Source organism: Martinezella lusitana, assembly GCF_016901135.1.
In the GTDB taxonomy this organism is placed as follows: Bacteria; Pseudomonadota; Alphaproteobacteria; order Rhizobiales; family Rhizobiaceae; genus Rhizobium; species Rhizobium lusitanum_D.
Window position 1 is genome coordinate 335,893 of record NZ_JAFEVL010000030.1, and the last position, 14,786, is coordinate 350,678.

14 protein-coding genes are annotated in these 14,786 nt (G+C 60.4%); 7 read left to right on the top strand and 7 right to left on the bottom strand.

Features of this window, described 5'->3' with window-relative positions:
* Positions 1 to 67 precede the first annotated feature (67 nt).
* The 5 genes from JTP94_RS12705 to JTP94_RS12725 form a co-directional block, all read right to left on the bottom strand.
* Positions 68 to 775, bottom strand: coding sequence for an arginase family protein (locus JTP94_RS12705; RefSeq protein ID WP_204850842.1), 708 nt, complete (start codon positions 773 to 775; stop codon positions 68 to 70).
* Positions 776 to 959: 184 nt separating this feature from the next.
* Positions 960 to 1,460 carry an HPP family protein gene (locus tag JTP94_RS12710; RefSeq protein ID WP_246754853.1) on the bottom strand — a complete coding sequence of 167 codons (501 nt, stop codon included), beginning with the start codon at positions 1,458 to 1,460 and terminating at the stop codon, positions 960 to 962.
* Positions 1,461 to 1,530: 70 nt separating this feature from the next.
* Positions 1,531 to 2,733, bottom strand: coding sequence for an NAD-dependent formate dehydrogenase (locus JTP94_RS12715; RefSeq protein WP_204850843.1), 1,203 nt, complete (start codon positions 2,731 to 2,733; stop codon positions 1,531 to 1,533).
* A gap of 220 nt (positions 2,734 to 2,953) precedes the next feature.
* Positions 2,954 to 3,901 carry a LysR family transcriptional regulator gene (locus tag JTP94_RS12720; protein WP_204850844.1) on the bottom strand — a complete coding sequence of 316 codons (948 nt, stop codon included), beginning with the start codon at positions 3,899 to 3,901 and terminating at the stop codon, positions 2,954 to 2,956.
* An 88-nt stretch (positions 3,902 to 3,989) separates the two neighbouring features.
* Positions 3,990 to 4,997, bottom strand: a complete 1,008-nt coding sequence (locus JTP94_RS12725; protein WP_204850845.1) for a LacI family DNA-binding transcriptional regulator — start codon at positions 4,995 to 4,997, stop codon at positions 3,990 to 3,992.
* 204 nt (positions 4,998 to 5,201) lie between these two features.
* Here JTP94_RS12725 and JTP94_RS12730 point away from each other — a divergent pair, with 204 nt between their 5' ends.
* The 7 genes from JTP94_RS12730 to JTP94_RS12760 all read left to right on the top strand — a co-directional run bounded on the left by JTP94_RS12730 (position 5,202) and on the right by JTP94_RS12760 (position 12,655).
* The gene (locus tag JTP94_RS12730) at positions 5,202 to 6,524 is read left to right on the top strand and encodes an alpha-L-fucosidase (RefSeq protein ID WP_204850846.1); all 1,323 of its coding nucleotides are present in this window, start codon (positions 5,202 to 5,204) and stop codon (positions 6,522 to 6,524) included.
* A gap of 32 nt (positions 6,525 to 6,556) precedes the next feature.
* Complete coding sequence (locus JTP94_RS12735; protein WP_204850847.1) at positions 6,557 to 7,342, top strand: DUF4037 domain-containing protein; 786 nt, start codon at positions 6,557 to 6,559, stop codon at positions 7,340 to 7,342.
* An 86-nt stretch (positions 7,343 to 7,428) separates the two neighbouring features.
* Positions 7,429 to 8,643 (top strand): sugar ABC transporter substrate-binding protein, encoded by a 1,215-nt coding sequence (locus JTP94_RS12740; protein ID WP_204850848.1) that lies wholly within the window; start codon positions 7,429 to 7,431, stop codon positions 8,641 to 8,643.
* 76 nt (positions 8,644 to 8,719) lie between these two features.
* Positions 8,720 to 9,652 carry a carbohydrate ABC transporter permease gene (locus JTP94_RS12745; RefSeq protein WP_204850849.1) on the top strand — a complete coding sequence of 311 codons (933 nt, stop codon included), beginning with the start codon at positions 8,720 to 8,722 and terminating at the stop codon, positions 9,650 to 9,652.
* Positions 9,642 to 10,496: a carbohydrate ABC transporter permease gene (locus tag JTP94_RS12750; protein WP_204850850.1), complete on the top strand. Its 855-nt coding sequence runs from the start codon at positions 9,642 to 9,644 to the stop codon at positions 10,494 to 10,496. The genes JTP94_RS12745 and JTP94_RS12750 overlap by 11 nt, the downstream gene beginning before the upstream one ends.
* Positions 10,497 to 10,528: 32 nt before the next feature.
* A complete protein-coding gene (locus tag JTP94_RS12755) occupies positions 10,529 to 11,596 on the top strand; it encodes an ABC transporter ATP-binding protein (protein WP_204850851.1) in 1,068 nt (355 codons plus the stop codon).
* Between the two features lie 96 nt (positions 11,597 to 11,692).
* Positions 11,693 to 12,655 carry a GlxA family transcriptional regulator gene (locus JTP94_RS12760; RefSeq protein ID WP_312038155.1) on the top strand — a complete coding sequence of 321 codons (963 nt, stop codon included), beginning with the start codon at positions 11,693 to 11,695 and terminating at the stop codon, positions 12,653 to 12,655.
* 7 nt (positions 12,656 to 12,662) lie between these two features.
* On the opposite strand, the gene JTP94_RS12765 is transcribed toward JTP94_RS12760, so the two are convergent.
* Positions 12,663 to 13,313, bottom strand: coding sequence for an HD domain-containing protein (locus JTP94_RS12765; RefSeq protein ID WP_204850853.1), 651 nt, complete (start codon positions 13,311 to 13,313; stop codon positions 12,663 to 12,665).
* Between the two features lie 316 nt (positions 13,314 to 13,629).
* Complete coding sequence (locus JTP94_RS12770; protein ID WP_246754855.1) at positions 13,630 to 14,700, bottom strand: LacI family DNA-binding transcriptional regulator; 1,071 nt, start codon at positions 14,698 to 14,700, stop codon at positions 13,630 to 13,632.
* Between the last annotated feature and the right edge of the window lie 86 nt (positions 14,701 to 14,786).

Sequence of the window (14,786 nt, forward strand, 5' to 3'; positions counted from 1 at the left end):
GTTAGACGGGAGCGAGCAGCGCCGCGTCATGCCCGTGGGCAATGTCGCTCCGCCATTCATGCCTGGGTTACGGCAAAACATGAGGGCGCAATAGCGACTCGACAATGTCCAGCATCGTTGCAAGCGCCGTTGAACGTTCGTCCTCATCTTCGACAGCCTCAAACTCGGCAAGTTCGATACCGGCAATCTGGCTGGGAGGGATTGCAGCAAGGACGCCTCGAAGCTGCATCGGCAGCAAGCCGCCGGGCACCTTGTAGGCTGCAGGTATATGGCCCGGTTCCAGCGCATCCCAATCGATATGGATCCATACCGGGCTGTCACCAAGGAAAGACAGGATCGCGTCCGCGCTGACAGCCGCTGGCGGCAGGGTCGCCACACCGGCCTCAGTCAGAAGCGCTTTCTCTGGAGCATCGATATCCCGAACGCCGGCGATCAGGATTTGTTTTGGATCCAGGCCAGCTCCTTGGCCACTGTCCCAGAGGCCGCAGGCCGCCGCCAGCACCATGCCGCCAAGATAGCCGGATTCGGTGGTGTCCGGCGTGTTGAAATCGCCGTGCGCATCGACCCAGAGAACCTTGAGGCCTGGAATCGCCTTCACGGCGGCTGGCAGTGTCGCAAGGCTGGCCGAGCAGGTATTGGTGGCCAATAGCGGGAGCTCGCCAGCCGCAAGCGCTTGCCTGACCGCCGCGTGAAGACGGCCGAGGATATCCGATGCCTCGGGAAGACTGGCGCTCCAGTCATCGACCCGATACGACGCGGCCCCTCCGAGCACCATCGGTTTCAGTCCGCATTGATCGGCGAGCAGGGCTGCGGTTGCAGCGGCTCCGGGGATCGCATGAGGCGTACGGTCGCCGACACGGCTCTGCGCTACGATAAGTCAGAAAGGCCTGGAGATCACGTTTGGCACCTCGTCGGAGACCGGGGACATCTCTTCCGCATAGCCGCAAACGGGCTACTTCTCAATTGAGATAGGGGCGGCGCGAAACAAAACGGTGATAGCAATAGGCGGCTGCAACGATCAGCACCGTCCCCGCCAGAATGGGTACGGCCAGAAACGACCAGGACCCGCCTGTTGCAAGCACGACGATCGGATCGGCGCCAGCCGGCGGATGCAGCGTATCGGTTGCCTGCATGGCGGCGATGGCAAGACCGACGGCGAGCGCGAAAGACAAGGGTTGCGCCCCCAATAGAGCGAAGACTGCTATGCCGATGAAGGCCGAGATAAGATGGCCGCCGATGACGTTCTTGGGTTGAGCAAGCGGGCTCTGCGGCAGTGCGAAAACCAGGACGCTGCTCGCCCCGAACGGCGCCACAAGGAGAAGCACGCCAAGCGTCGAACTGAGCTGCGACAGACTATAGATCGCCAGGAAGCCGCCGGCGCCTGAGATGATTGCCGGCCGCATTCGCCGGCCGATCCGCGTGCTCAAGGTCTGCTCCGAAAGGCTGTTGATCTCGGTCATGAGGTCGTCTCGATTTATGATTGGGCGAAGAAAGGAGCGCGGCATACACCGCCGCGCTCCCCTATTCTCGTTAGGTGCGCTTGAACTTCGCGGCCTCTTCCGAGCCGCCGGTTGCATTGCCGGCGCTGTAGGAATGCGCGCCTGTGCCGGCGAGCTTCCCACCATCGACGATCAGATATTCGTCGCGGATCGGGCGATCTTCGAAGAAGCTTTCCAGGATCTCGCGCGTGCCGGCGGCGTAGCGGGTCTGGGCCGAAAGCGACGTACCGGAAATATGCGGCGTCATCCCGTGATGCGGCATGGTCCGCCACGGATGATCCTTCGGCGCCGGCTGCGGGAACCAAACGTCTCCGGCATAGCCGGCGAGCTGGCCGCTCTCGAGCGCCCGGGCGATGGCATCGCGGTCGCACAGCTTGCCGCGCGCCGTGTTGACGAGATAGGCACCGCGCTTGAAGTGCTTCAGCGTCTCGTCATTGATCATGTGCTCGGTCTCTGGATGGAGCGGGCAATTGAGCGTGACGACGTCGCAGACCTCGTACATCCCCTCGCGCGTGGCATGCCACGTGAGACCCAGTTCCTTTTCCACCGTTTCGGGCAGGCGATGACGATCGGTATAGTGCAGATGCATGTCGAACGGCTTCAGCCGCTTCAGGACAGCGAGACCGATACGGCCGGCAGCAACCGTGCCGACATGCATGCCTTCGACATCATAGGAGCGCGCGACGCAATCGGCGATGTTCCAGCCGCCCTTCACCACCCACTGATAGGACGGGATGTAGTTGCGGACCAAGCCGAGGATCATCATCACGACGTGTTCGGAGACGCTGATCGAATTGCAATAGGTGACTTCGGCGACGGTGACGCCACGATCGATCGCAGCCTGGAGATCGACGTGGTCGGAGCCGATGCCGGCGGTCAGCGCCAGCTTCAGGTTCTTTGCCTTGGCGATGCGCTCGGCCGTCAGATAAGCCGGCCAGAAGGGTTGCGAGATGACGACATCGGCATCGACCAGCTCCCTTTCGAAGACCGAGTCCGGACCATCCTTGTCGGACGTGACGACGAAGGTGTGACCGTTGGCCTCGAGGTATTTGCGCAGGCCCAGCTCCCCGGAGATGCTGCCCAGGAGCGTTCCCGGCTTGAAGTCGACGGCCTTGGGCGTTGGCAGGGTCTGGCCACCGGGGTAATGGTCGATTTTCGGCAGATCATCGCGGGCATAGGACGTCGGATAGCCATCGATGGGGTCGTCATAAAGAACGCAGACTACTTTTGCCATGTTCGTTTCCTCAGCTGTGGCAGCCGGAAACACCCCGGAAACGCGTAGGAATACGCGCCGGTCTCAGATGTCGGTTCTGTCAGACATTTGGCCGCCATCAGCTTGCGCTGAAGAAGGTCAGTCGCCGGTGTTTCCTAAAGCCGTGTTCCGTGCGAGCGGAACCTCGTTTCAACGAGCAACATGATCCCACACGACCACATTGCCGGCAAATGAAAGCTTTCTACCGTGTGATAGACGATGTCGATGGTGCCGGCGGGACGGCCGCATATCGCTCGAAGTCGGCATCGAAATCCGCTCCCTGCAGGGACCTCACCAATGCCTTGGTCATGGGTGATTGCGGTGAACGATCGGATATGACCAGCCCCAGCGCCTGCCGATGATACGGATCGACAAGTTCGATGGAAACAAGATCGGCCTTGTCGCCCAGAATGTAGAAGAACGTATGGGGGACGATGCTGCACCACAGGCCGTTGCGGATGTGCGCGCAGACGGCCAGGAAGGAATTGCTGACGACGGAGGGCCTCATCGTCAGTCTTGCAGATGCGGCGATGCCGTTGAGAATGCGCCTGTTCTGCATGTCCTCGCTCAGCAGGCACAGCGACTGCGAGACGGCCTCAGCCCACGTCAGTGTGCGGCGGTCAGCAAGAGGATGATCGGCGCGGCAAACGAAGACATATCTCTCGTGATAGAGCGGCAGTCGCTGCACATTCTCCAGCGGCTCATTTTCCAGATAGGTCAGGCCACCGTCGATTTCGAAGGTATCGAGCCCATGCTGAATGGCGCGCGACGTCATCGACCTGATATCGATCGTCCCATCCGGGTGCTCCATATGGAACCGTTCGGACAGAAACGACACCGAAGCCATCGCGGCGGGAATGACACCCAGCCGCAACGTGCCGGAAAGACCTTTTTTCGATCCCGTGATGTCCTTCTGGAGGCTGTCATAGTCGAACAGGATCTGCCGTCCCCATTCCAACGCGCGTTCACCGTCCGGTGTCAGGCCGATGTAGCGATTGCCGCGGGCAATCAGCGTCACGCGAAGATCGTCTTCAAGCTTTCGGATCGCCGCCGACAGGGTCGGTTGCGTGATATGGCAAAGCTCTGCAGCCCTTGCGAAATGCTTTTCCTCCGCAAGCGTCACGAAGAATGAGAGGTGTCTTATCAGCACAGGTGATCCTCGTCGGTACGGCGTTATATTCCATGGAATATAACGCCGTACCGATCAAGCACTTTGCGCGCGCCCATTGACGAAGGCGCTATATCCGTCGGCAAGAATTACCGGGAACGAATTTCGGGGTGAGGACGAAATCCTGTGGTGGTTCGACAGCGCCTTGGGGGTTGGTGATCCGGTGCAGGAGGCGCCGGGCGATGATGCCGCCGAGCGCCAAGGTGTCCTGAACCACCATGGTGATGCGCGGGGTGATGACCGAGCTCCATTGCACATTGTCGATCATGGCGAGCGAAATGTCTTCCGGACAGCGGAAGCCCAATTCCTGCATGGCCTGCAGTGCCGAGAGTGCGACCGTGTTGTTGGCGCCGAGGATCGCGGTCGGGCGCTCGGGCTGGATGAGCAGGCGCATCGCCGCCTCATATCCAGCGGTGCGGGTGAACTGCCCGTCGACGACGAAATTGGGGTTCACCTCCACCCCGGCATTCGCCATCGTGTCCGTGAAGCCGCGATAGCGTTCCGTCGCCGTATGCATATGGCTCGGGCCGGTGATGAAGGCGATGCGCCTGTGGCCAAGCTGCAGGAGATGTTCGGTCAGCATCGCCCCGGCAAGGTGGTTGTCTGAGCCGACGAAGTCTCGTTCGATGCCCGCCACCTTCTGGTCGAAACAGACGATCGGAACGTTCAATCCGCCGATGAAGTCGAGATAGTCCTGATCATGCCCGGAGGGGGCAAGCGCCAGGCCCGCCGTCTTGAGGCCGATCAGATGTTCGACCATGGCCCTTTCGCGCACGGTCTTGCCTGAGGAATCGGTGACGAGCACGAAATGACTATGATCGAGCGCGTAGTTCTCCAGCTCGCGCCGGATATCACCGAAAAACGGGTTGCCGACATTGCCGACGACAAAGCCGATCATGCGGCTGCGTCCGCGCGCCAGGCTCTGGGCGAGCGGATCGGCAACAAAGCCGACCGCCGCGACCGCGTGGCGGATTTTTTCCAAGGTCTTCTGGCTGACGCGAGCTGGATTGCTCAAGGCCAGCGAGACCGTCGACACGGATACGTCAGCGAGTTTGGCGACATCGCGAATGGTGGCCATCAGATTTTTCGAACCGTTTCTATCGCCTTAGGCCTTCCCATCGAAGGCATATTCTCATGCAGGATTCTGTCATAAATCTAACATTTGCAGCAGCCGAAGCAATATGTCGAGAGAAGATTTCAACAGTGTCTTGACATCCGCGCGGAGTGGATCAATGATTAAATCGAACCGGTTCGATCAAACTGGAAATCTTGGGAGGATAGTGTGAGCAACGCAGGAACGATCAGTGGTGGTCTTGATGCAGCCGACGGCAAGGCGTGGTTTACGCATGACCGATTCGGCATGTTCGTCCATTTCGGGCTCTATGCGCTCGGCGCTCGGCACGAATGGCTAAAGAACCGCGAGGAATTCACCACCGAGGCCTATCAGAAGTATTTCGACAACTTCGATCCGGACCTCTACGACGCCCGCGAATGGGCACGCCGCGCCCGCGCGGCCGGCATGAAATATGTCGTGCTGACTGCCAAGCATCACGAAGGCTTCTGCCTGTGGGACAGCAAGGTCACCGACTACAAGGTCACCAATACACCCTACGGCAAGGATCTGATCGGACCCTATGTCGAAGCCTTGCGGGCCGAGGGACTGAAGGTCGGATTCTATTATTCGCTGCTCGACTGGCACCACCCGGATTTCCCGGTCGACGGACATCACCCGCAGCGCAACCATCCCGATGCGGCCAAACTCAATGAAGGCCGCGACATCTCCCGCTATGCCAAATATATGCGCGACCAGGTGACCGAACTTCTGACGAACTTCGGCAAGATCGACGTTATCTGGTTCGATTTCAGCTATCCCCGCCGCACCTACAAGGGGCTGCCCGGCAAGGGCCGAGCCGATTGGGAGAGCGAAAGCCTGATGAAGCTGGTGCGCCAGCTGCAGCCCGACATCATCGTCGGCGACCGCCTCGACCTGCCGCGCGACGCAGATCACATGCCGGATCTCGTGACGCCGGAACAATATACGCCGCGTGTCGCGCCGACCGTCGCCGGGCTGCCGGTGCGCTGGGAAGCCTGCCACACCTTCAGCGGCTCCTGGGGTTATTATCGCGACGAGACGACCTGGAAGGATGCGGGTCAGCTCATCAATATCCTGATCGACACGGTTTCGCTCGGCGGCAATCTCTTGATGAATGTCGGCCCAACCGGACGCGGCACCTTCGACGCTCGCGCCATCAAGGCGCTCGATACCTATGGCGAATGGATGCATCTCAACGGGCGCACGATCTACGGCGCCGGTCCCTCCACGCACAAGGCGCCGAACGGTTGCCGCTTCACCCAGAAGGGAAATCGGCTCTATCTGCATATCCAGACCTGGCCGTTCCGGCATATCCATATCGAGGGGCTGGGGCGCAAGGTGAAATATGCGCAGTTCCTGCACGATGCCAGTGAAATCCATTGGCTCGATCCGGATGCCGACGTTGATTCCAACATCGGCGTTGCCGTTGGGGAGGGCATACTCACCCTCGAATTGCCGGTCCTCAAGCCCAATGTGGTGGTTCCGGTGATCGAGCTGATCCTCAAGGATTGAGTGCCCTCAAGCTGGAGCCGTCCGGTGCCGTCATGAGCCGCGAAGCCGAACTCATTGCCGCGATGACGCCGTTGATCACCGATCTGGCCGAAGACGGCGACGGCGCCGTCGCTCTGGCCGGATCTCGCGGCAAAGGGCGGTCGGATGCGCAATCGGATTTCGACTTCCGGGTGTATGCCGATGCCTATCGCGGGCCGGAGCTCAGGCAGACCGGCTCGTGGAAACGCTTCGACGAAGCCATGCGCGGCTGGCAGGCCAAGGGGATCCGGATGGATGGGATCTGGATGCGCCGCTATGCCGGCGTGCAACGAGATCTCGACGCCTGGGTTGCCGGTATTGCGGTGCCGAAGAATTTCGAGTGGACGATCTGGGGCTATCACCTGCCGACGGATCTAGCCAGCCAGCAGATCATCGCCGATCCGCGCGGTCTGCTGGCGAGATGGAAGCGACAGCTTGCGCAATATCCCGAGGCGCTCAGGGCCTCGGTCCTGCGCCAACATATGGAGATCCTGCGCTACTGGGCCAAGGACTATCACTACGAGAGCAAGGTCGCCCGCCGAGACCTCGTATTCCTGGTGGGGCTGACGGGAAAGCTGGCCAATGCCATTCTGCAGGCCATCTTTGCCGTCAACCGGACCTACTATCCGGGCGATGGCTGGAACCTGCCCATGGCAGCCGAACTCGAGCGGCTGCCGCCCGATTTCCTTGAGCGGATGACCGCCATTCTGGAACCGGGACACGATCCAGACGCCTGGCGGCGACAACGAACGGAACTGATCGCAATGATCGCCGACCTGGAGGCGCTGATCGCATCTTAAGGGGATTGCAAGACCAAACCGGAGGGGAGAGTCCGGACACTGAGGACTGTCATCACGACCATAGTCATTTAGGAGGAGGAACCATCATGAAACGCACATTGATCTTTGCCGCCGCCCTGGCGGCCAGTTCCCTACTTGGTATCGGCGCGCAGGCGCAGGATGCCCCCGTGACCATCACCTGGCAGATGTGGGGTGAACCGAACGATGCGCAGCTCTGGCAGCAGCTGGCCGATCTCGTCACGCAGCAATATCCCGATATCAAGGTCAAGCTGCAGCTTTCAGGATGGACGGATTACTGGACGCGCCTGCCGGTTCTGGCAGCATCCGGCCAAGTCGCCGATATCGTCTCGATGCAGTCCATGCGCATGCCGAACTTCTATTCGATCCTCGAACCACTCGACGACTATGTGAAGAAAAGCGACGTGAAGGTGGGGGATTTCGAGACCTCGATCATGTCCGGGCTTTCCTATGACAGCAAACTCTACGCCCTGCCCTATGATGTCGGTCCGTGGATGGTGTTCTACAATCGCGACAAGTTCGCCGCGGCTGGGTTGAAGGAGCCGGCCAAGGATTGGACGTTCGATGATTTCAAGGCTGCGGCCAAGACGCTGACCAAGGACGGGACTTACGGTTACGGAACGCAGGCCTTCGACTTCATTGCCGGCCCGATCGCTCTCGGCGCGGAATATTTCAATGCCGACAACGAATTCGACCTGACCAATGCGGGCTTCGTCGACGCGTTCAGCAAATATGCCGACCTCACCGCCAAGGACAAGCTTTCGCCCGTCTTCGCGTCCGCATCCGACGCATCCGCGGCCAGCGGTCGTTTCGCGTCGGGCAACGTCGCCATGTATATCGACGGCCCCTGGACGCTGATCACCGCCCAGGCCAACGTGAAATTCAAGATCGGCATCGCGCCTCTGCCACGCGGAAGCGGCCCGTCGCGCTTCATCACCGCCGGCTCAGGCTGGGGCATTTCCGCAGCCAGCCAGCACAAGGATGCCGCCTTCAAGGCGATCCAGGTGCTGACCGGTCCGAAAGCGGCGGAAATCCTCGGGTCGGCCGGTCGGGCGCTACCGGCCCGGCTTGCTCAGCAGACCTATTGGTATGACGGGGCCGCCAAGAATGTCAGCGGCACGCGCGATACGCTGCAATACATGTTCGCGCACACGACACCCTTCCGCATCAACGAGAAATGGAACCAGTTCGAGAATCTCGTGATGCAATATGTGCCGGTGGCGTTGACGGGGGATTCCGCGCCCAAGGCTGTGCTGACCGATATCCAGAGCCAGCTTCCGTAACCCTCGGCGCCCGGCCGCTCGTCGGCCGGGCGTATTGGCCTGGCCTCAAAGGCCCCTTGCCGGAAAGGAGAGGCCCATGACGCTGGGCAAACACACCACGGTGACCACAAGACAAAAGGCGCGCACAAAGCGATGGTTTCGGGCTGGAGAGGGGCGGACGGCCTTCTTCTTCCTGCTGCCGGGCCTGATCGGCATCCTGCTGTTTCTCGTCCTGCCGATCCTTGCTTCGATCGTGCTGAGCTTCACCAACTGGCAGTTGCTCGGCACGCCGCGTTTCGTCGGCTTCTCCAACTATTCGCGGCTGTTCACGACCGATCCGCAATTCTGGACGGTCATGCGCAATACCATCTTCTTCACCATCGAATATCTGATCCTCAACATCGTCATATCGCTGGGATTGGCGGTCTGGATCTCCAGCCTGAAGATCGGGCAGCGATGGTTCCGGGTGATCTTCTTTCTCCCGACGTTTACCCCGCTCATCGGGGTTGCGATCGTCTGGATGCTGATCTTCACCAGCGGCGGCCTTTTCGACACTCTGATGGCGCAGCTCTCGCTGCCTTTTGCGGGCGTGCTCAGCAACCGGACGCTCGCCATGCAGGCGGTGGTCCTCACCTCGATCTGGGCCGGCGTCGGATACAATACGGTGCTGTTCAACGCCGCGCTCGACATGGTGCCGGCAACCTATCTGGAGGCCGCGCGCATCGACGGCGCGACAGCCTGGGACCGGTTCTGGAAAATCCGCCTGCCGCTGATCTCGCCGACGCTGTTCTTCGGCACCGTCATGACCGCGATCACCTCGCTGCAGGTCTTCGACCAGATCTACGTCATGACCAAGGGCGGGCCGGGATCGTCAACCGCGACGCTCGGATATGCCATCTACCAGCGCGGCTTCCAGAACTTCCAGATGGGCTATGCCTCGGCCATTGCCTGGGTCATGTTTGCGCTGATCATGGCGCTCACAGCACTGCAATTCTGGCTCCAGCGCAAATGGGTGCACTATGACAACTAAGTCCAAAGCCAGGGCACACCGAAAGCTGGCGCTCGACATTCTCAATCATGCCGCGCTGGCACTTGTCGCAATTGCCTTCCTGTTTCCGTTCTTCTGGATGGTTTCCAATGCGGTGCGCTCGAATGCCGAGGTCATGGCGATACCGATACGCATCCTGCCTGAGGTCTTCGAATGGGGCAATTTCGCAGCCGCCTGGACCAGATTGCCCTTCGGCCGGTTCTTCCTCAACAGCGCCATCATCGCCATTTGCGTCACCGTCATCACCGTCGTGGTGTCCTGCCTTTCGGGCTACGCTTTTGCGCGGCTGAAATTCAGGGGGCGGGAAATGCTGTTGCTCGGATATATCGGCACGCTGATGGTGCCGCCGCTGATGCTCATCATCCCGCTGTTTCTGATCGTCAACAGGCTGGGCATGGTCAACACCTTCCCGGGCGTGATCCTGCCGGTCTCCTTCGGCACCTTCGGCGCATTCCTGATGCGGCAGTTCTTTCTTTCCATTCCCATGGAGCTGGAAGAGGCGGCAAGGATAGACGGCGCCTCTCGGCTGCGTATCCTCGTCAGCATCATCGTGCCGCTGTCGATGCCAGCCATCGGGCTTCTATCGCTGTTCACCTTCATGGGGCAGTGGAACAACTTTCTCTGGCCGCTGATCGTAATGACCGGGGCCGACAATGCCACCCTCCCGGTGGGGCTCACCATGTTCCAGACCCAGCAGGGCACGCAGTGGAACTATCTGATGGCGGGCGCGACCCTTTCCATGCTTCCCGGGATTTTCCTCGCGATCATCCTTCAGAAGCTCATCTACAACAGCATCGCCCTCAATGCGGGCATGGGTGGGCGCTAAGGCGCCTGCGGACACTCTTGGGAGCTTAGGACATGGCGAAATTGACGATCCGCAACGCCGTCAAACGTTACGGTGCGCTCGAGGTGCTGCATGGCGTATCCGTCGCGGCTGAGGACGGAGAGTTCATGGTGCTCGTCGGCCCTTCGGGCTGCGGCAAATCCACTTTGCTGCGCATGATCGCCGGGCTGGAAAGCATCAGCGATGGCGAGATCGAAATCGGTGACCGCGTCGTCAACGATCTCGAACCCAATGAGCGTGATATCGCCATGGTATTCCAATCCTATGCGCTCTATCCGCATATGACCGTTCGCGACAACATGGCGTTTTCGCTGAAGCTCGCGCGCTGCAGCAGGCAGGAGATCGAACAGAAGGTCAATGACGCCGCCGGCATCCTCGATATCACCGCGCTCCTTGATCGCTACCCGCGGCAATTGTCGGGCGGGCAACGTCAACGCGTGGCGATGGGCCGCGCCATCGTCCGCAACCCGGCAGTGTTCCTCTTCGACGAACCGCTCTCCAATCTCGACGCGAAATTGCGCGTGCAGATGCGCACGGAGATCAAGACACTGCACCAGCGCCTGGGCACTACCATGGTCTATGTGACCCATGACCAGATGGAAGCGATGACCATGGCCGACCGCATCGTCGTGATGCGTGGCGGTCACATCGAGCAGGTCGGCTCGCCCCTCGACATCTACGATGAGCCCGCCAACAGCTTCGTCGCCGGTTTCATCGGCTCGCCGTCGATGAATTTTATCGACGGCCTCGTCGTGGAACGAGATGGAATAGCAGAGCTGCAAGCGGCGGAAGGCCTGCACTGGCCGCTGCCGGATAGCGCCCGCACCTATATCGGACAGTCGGTTCAACTCGGCATTCGTCCTGAACACATCGCCATCGGCGCAGACGGAGCACAGGCCAAGGTCATCATCATCGAGCCGACTGGTTCCGACACGCATCTGCAATTGCAGGCCGGCGCGCAATCGATCGTCGCAGCCGTCAGGGACCGTCCCTCAGTGTCACCAGGCCAATCCGTCTCGCTCAAGATCGATGTAAAGAAAGCGCATCTGTTCGAGCCGTCGAGCGGCAAGCGGCTGCCTTGAGCGGGCCATCATGAATATGCTGGCATTTTAGCTGCGGCCGATTTTACATTGGCGTTACGCACCCAAACGTGGCCACGGGGCGTGATGGGGATGCGGATGCGTACGGTAGCAATGTTGATTTTTCCCGGCGTTCAGATGCTGGATGTGGCCGGACCTCTCGATGTCTTCGCGGAGGCGACCGTCTTTCTCACCGGCGACGATGGATACCAGGTGACGCTGATTGGTCCCGACCGATCTCCGCTTCGCGCATCAAATGGCATGACGCTGGTCGCGGATCTATCCTATGACGAAGCAACCGGACCCTACGACCTGTTCCTGATCGCGGGTGGCCCTGCCCTTCCGGATACCGAGTTCCCGCAGAACCTGATCGATTGCGTCCGCCGCCTATCCGCCGCCAGCCGGATCTTCGGTTCGGTTTGCACCGGGGCGTTCTGCCTGGGAGCGGCCGGGCTTCTCGATGGGCGCAAAGTTACCACGCACTGGCAAAACGCGCGGCGTCTTGCATCTTCATTTCCGAAGGCGGATGTCGACGTCGACCGGATCTATTTGCGCGACGGGTCGATGATTACGTCCGCCGGCGTGACTGCCGGCATCGACCTTGCCCTGTCGCTGATCCGCGACGATCATGGATCAGCATTGGCGCTTTCGGTCGCCAAACGGCTGGTGGTCGTGGCCCAACGTCAGGGCGGTCAATCACAGTTCAGCCCCTATGTGGAAACCCTCTCGGACGAGAAATCTCCGATCTCCGTGGCGGCTGCGTTTGTCATGTCCAATCTGAAAGAGCGGCTGTCGGTGGCGGACCTTGCCACTGCCGCCTCCATGAGCATCCGCAGCTTTGCGCGGGCATTCGTTGCCGGCACGGGACATCCCCCAGCGGAATTCGTCGAGAAGGCCCGCATCGATGCCGCGCGCAACATGCTCGAGCGAACGGATGACCCTCTCAAAGTGATCGCGTACGAATGCGGTTTCCGCAACCCGAAGCGCATGCGTCAGGTCTTCGCAAGAAATCTCGGCATCTCGCCGGTACAATACCGAGACCAGTTCAAGGCCCGCAAGTAAAGCGCGATCAGCTCTCCCATGGAGAACTGAGGATCATCTCGACAAAATCCCCGCGCTTGTAGGTCGGGTCCATCTTGGAAAGCACATCGGCCTTGACGTTGCCGAACGTCGTTTCAGGCTTACGGATCGTGCCGAGGCAGAAGGACGTCAGGATGCCGTGCTTGAACTTCAGCCCGCGCGGATGGCAACGGCATACTTCTTCGCGCTGGCCATCGCTGACGTCATGATAACCGATGCCCAGCACGTCCATTTCCACCCCTGCAGTCACGAGCGCCACGGTTGGTCTCTTGTGCTGCGGGATTCCGGGAGTGGTATGAAGTGCGATCGAATCCCAGACGTCATCGACATCACGTTCAGAGACGTCATAGGAGGTCAGGAACGCCCGCGCTGCATTTGCGCCATCAACCTCGAAGCGCTCCGTCTCGCTGGCATATTTGTCCATGATGCCCATGTCATGGAACATGGCGCCGATATAGAGAAGTTCCGGGTCGTAATCGAGCCCCTTTCGATCGCCCGCCAGGGCGCCAAAGAGGAAAACGCGACGCGAGTGGTGGTAGAGGAGATCCGTTTCCGTATCCCGCACCAGCTCGGTTGCGGCCCTTGTCATTGTGCTGTCCGGCATAGCGATGCCCGCGATCATCTTCGGTTCGTCTGCCATCGATGGGTTCCTTTGAGAAAGATTGAACGACACCGAGATCGAGGTTGCCAGGTGCTGAAAAGGCTGCGGGGCGACCCGTCTCGTTGGCTGCAACATGGCAGTCGGCACCGGGCCTCGGCAATCGATCCGAGGGTGCGGTTTCTGCCAATTCGAGCCCGTTTTCGGCCGATGGCATGCGCTGGAGAAGTCGCCGTGCGGTTCAGGATTGCCGATGAAGCGATGCTGTGGCTTGGCCGGCCATGCGCTTGGCCTCGAGACAATTCACCAATTATAGAGAGCGATCTCGTCTTTCCACGAAAGCCGAGCTGCCAACTCATCAGACCTTTCGCGCTCTGCGATTGACCGCCCTTGCGCCAGCAATCGCATGCGCACCGGCGGGGGCTGCGACGGACGCCCGTTTGACAAGCGAGCATTCCAGCTTGGTAATCTGGTAGCGCCGCTGTCGTGGCAATATCGCTGTCTCAAGATGTTCGATCGCCCATTGGCCCATTGCCATGTGCGGAAGGATGGAGGTCGTCAGAGGAGGCACGAGATGACGGGAAATGTCTTCGTCATCGTAACCTATCACTGACATATCCTCTGGGATATGCAGCCCCGCCTCTTTGAGGGCCTCGTAACATCCGATGGCGGTGCGGTCGTTCTGGCAGAAGATTGCTGTTGGGCGCTCGGCAAGCGAGAGCAATTTCATGGTCGCGGAATAGCCCGCACTCGCCGACCAGTCGCCCTCGATCACCAGCTCCGGGTCGAATGGAATGTCCGCCGTTGCCAGGGCCCGGCGATAGCCCGTCAGCCGGTCCTGGGCCGCCTGCATCCACGGCTCACCGGTGATCGTCGCGATCCGATGATGACCGTGCGAGATCAAATGCCGGGTGGCCGTCTGGCCGCCCGCGATTTCACTTGGGACGACCGCCGGAAACGCATAATCCGAGGTGTAGCAATTAAGAAGGACGAGCGGAATATTGAGGTCGTACAAATAGTCGGGGAGTTCCACCTCGCGGGTGAATATGGTCATGTAGATCAGGGCGGATATTCCGCTATTGCTGAGGGCCTTTATTGCCCGTGGCTCCATGACCGGATCGCTCATCGTCTGGGCGACGAGCAGGACATTGCCGGCATTCCACGACGCCTGGCGCGCGCCTTCTATGGCAACGACCGCCTCCGGACTGGTTGCAAGCTGGTCGACCGCAAAGCCGATGACACCATCCAGTTTCGACTGGGATGCAAGCGCCGGCGGCGTGGTAAACACCGGTGCGACATAACCGAGCTGGCGGGCCGCCTCGATGACCCTGTCGCGGGTCTGCTGTGACAGGCGCATGCCCGGCGTATTGTTGAGGACGAACGACACGGCCGCCTGCGAACATCCGGCAGCCTTGGCTATGTCTGTCATCGTGACCCTGCTGCCCAGCCGGCGGCCTCTCCGCTTCGGCGCTGTGTCGCCGTCGGCCGTTTGCTCACCGTCTGCAGCGGTTGTCC

Bases quoted from the DNA above. Each gene is read 5' to 3' on its own strand.
- JTP94_RS12735 (WP_204850847.1), top strand. From the start codon at position 6,557: ATGAGCCGCGAAGCCGAACTCATTGCCGCGATGACGCCGTTGATCACC.
- JTP94_RS12765 (WP_204850853.1), bottom strand. From the start codon at position 13,313: ATGGCAGACGAACCGAAGATGATCGCGGGCATCGCTATGCCGGACAGC.
- JTP94_RS12770 (WP_246754855.1), bottom strand. From the start codon at position 14,700: ATGACAGACATAGCCAAGGCTGCCGGATGTTCGCAGGCGGCCGTGTCG.
- JTP94_RS12755 (WP_204850851.1), top strand. From the start codon at position 10,529: ATGGCGAAATTGACGATCCGCAACGCCGTCAAACGTTACGGTGCGCTC.
- JTP94_RS12740 (WP_204850848.1), top strand. From the start codon at position 7,429: ATGAAACGCACATTGATCTTTGCCGCCGCCCTGGCGGCCAGTTCCCTA.
- JTP94_RS12710 (WP_246754853.1), bottom strand. From the start codon at position 1,460: ATGACCGAGATCAACAGCCTTTCGGAGCAGACCTTGAGCACGCGGATC.
- JTP94_RS12715 (WP_204850843.1), bottom strand. From the start codon at position 2,733: ATGGCAAAAGTAGTCTGCGTTCTTTATGACGACCCCATCGATGGCTAT.
- JTP94_RS12745 (WP_204850849.1), top strand. From the start codon at position 8,720: ATGACGCTGGGCAAACACACCACGGTGACCACAAGACAAAAGGCGCGC.
- JTP94_RS12705 (WP_204850842.1), bottom strand. From the start codon at position 775: ATGGTGCTCGGAGGGGCCGCGTCGTATCGGGTCGATGACTGGAGCGCC.
- JTP94_RS12760 (WP_312038155.1), top strand. From the start codon at position 11,693: ATGCGTACGGTAGCAATGTTGATTTTTCCCGGCGTTCAGATGCTGGAT.
- JTP94_RS12750 (WP_204850850.1), top strand. From the start codon at position 9,642: ATGACAACTAAGTCCAAAGCCAGGGCACACCGAAAGCTGGCGCTCGAC.
- JTP94_RS12725 (WP_204850845.1), bottom strand. From the start codon at position 4,997: ATGGCCACCATTCGCGATGTCGCCAAACTCGCTGACGTATCCGTGTCG.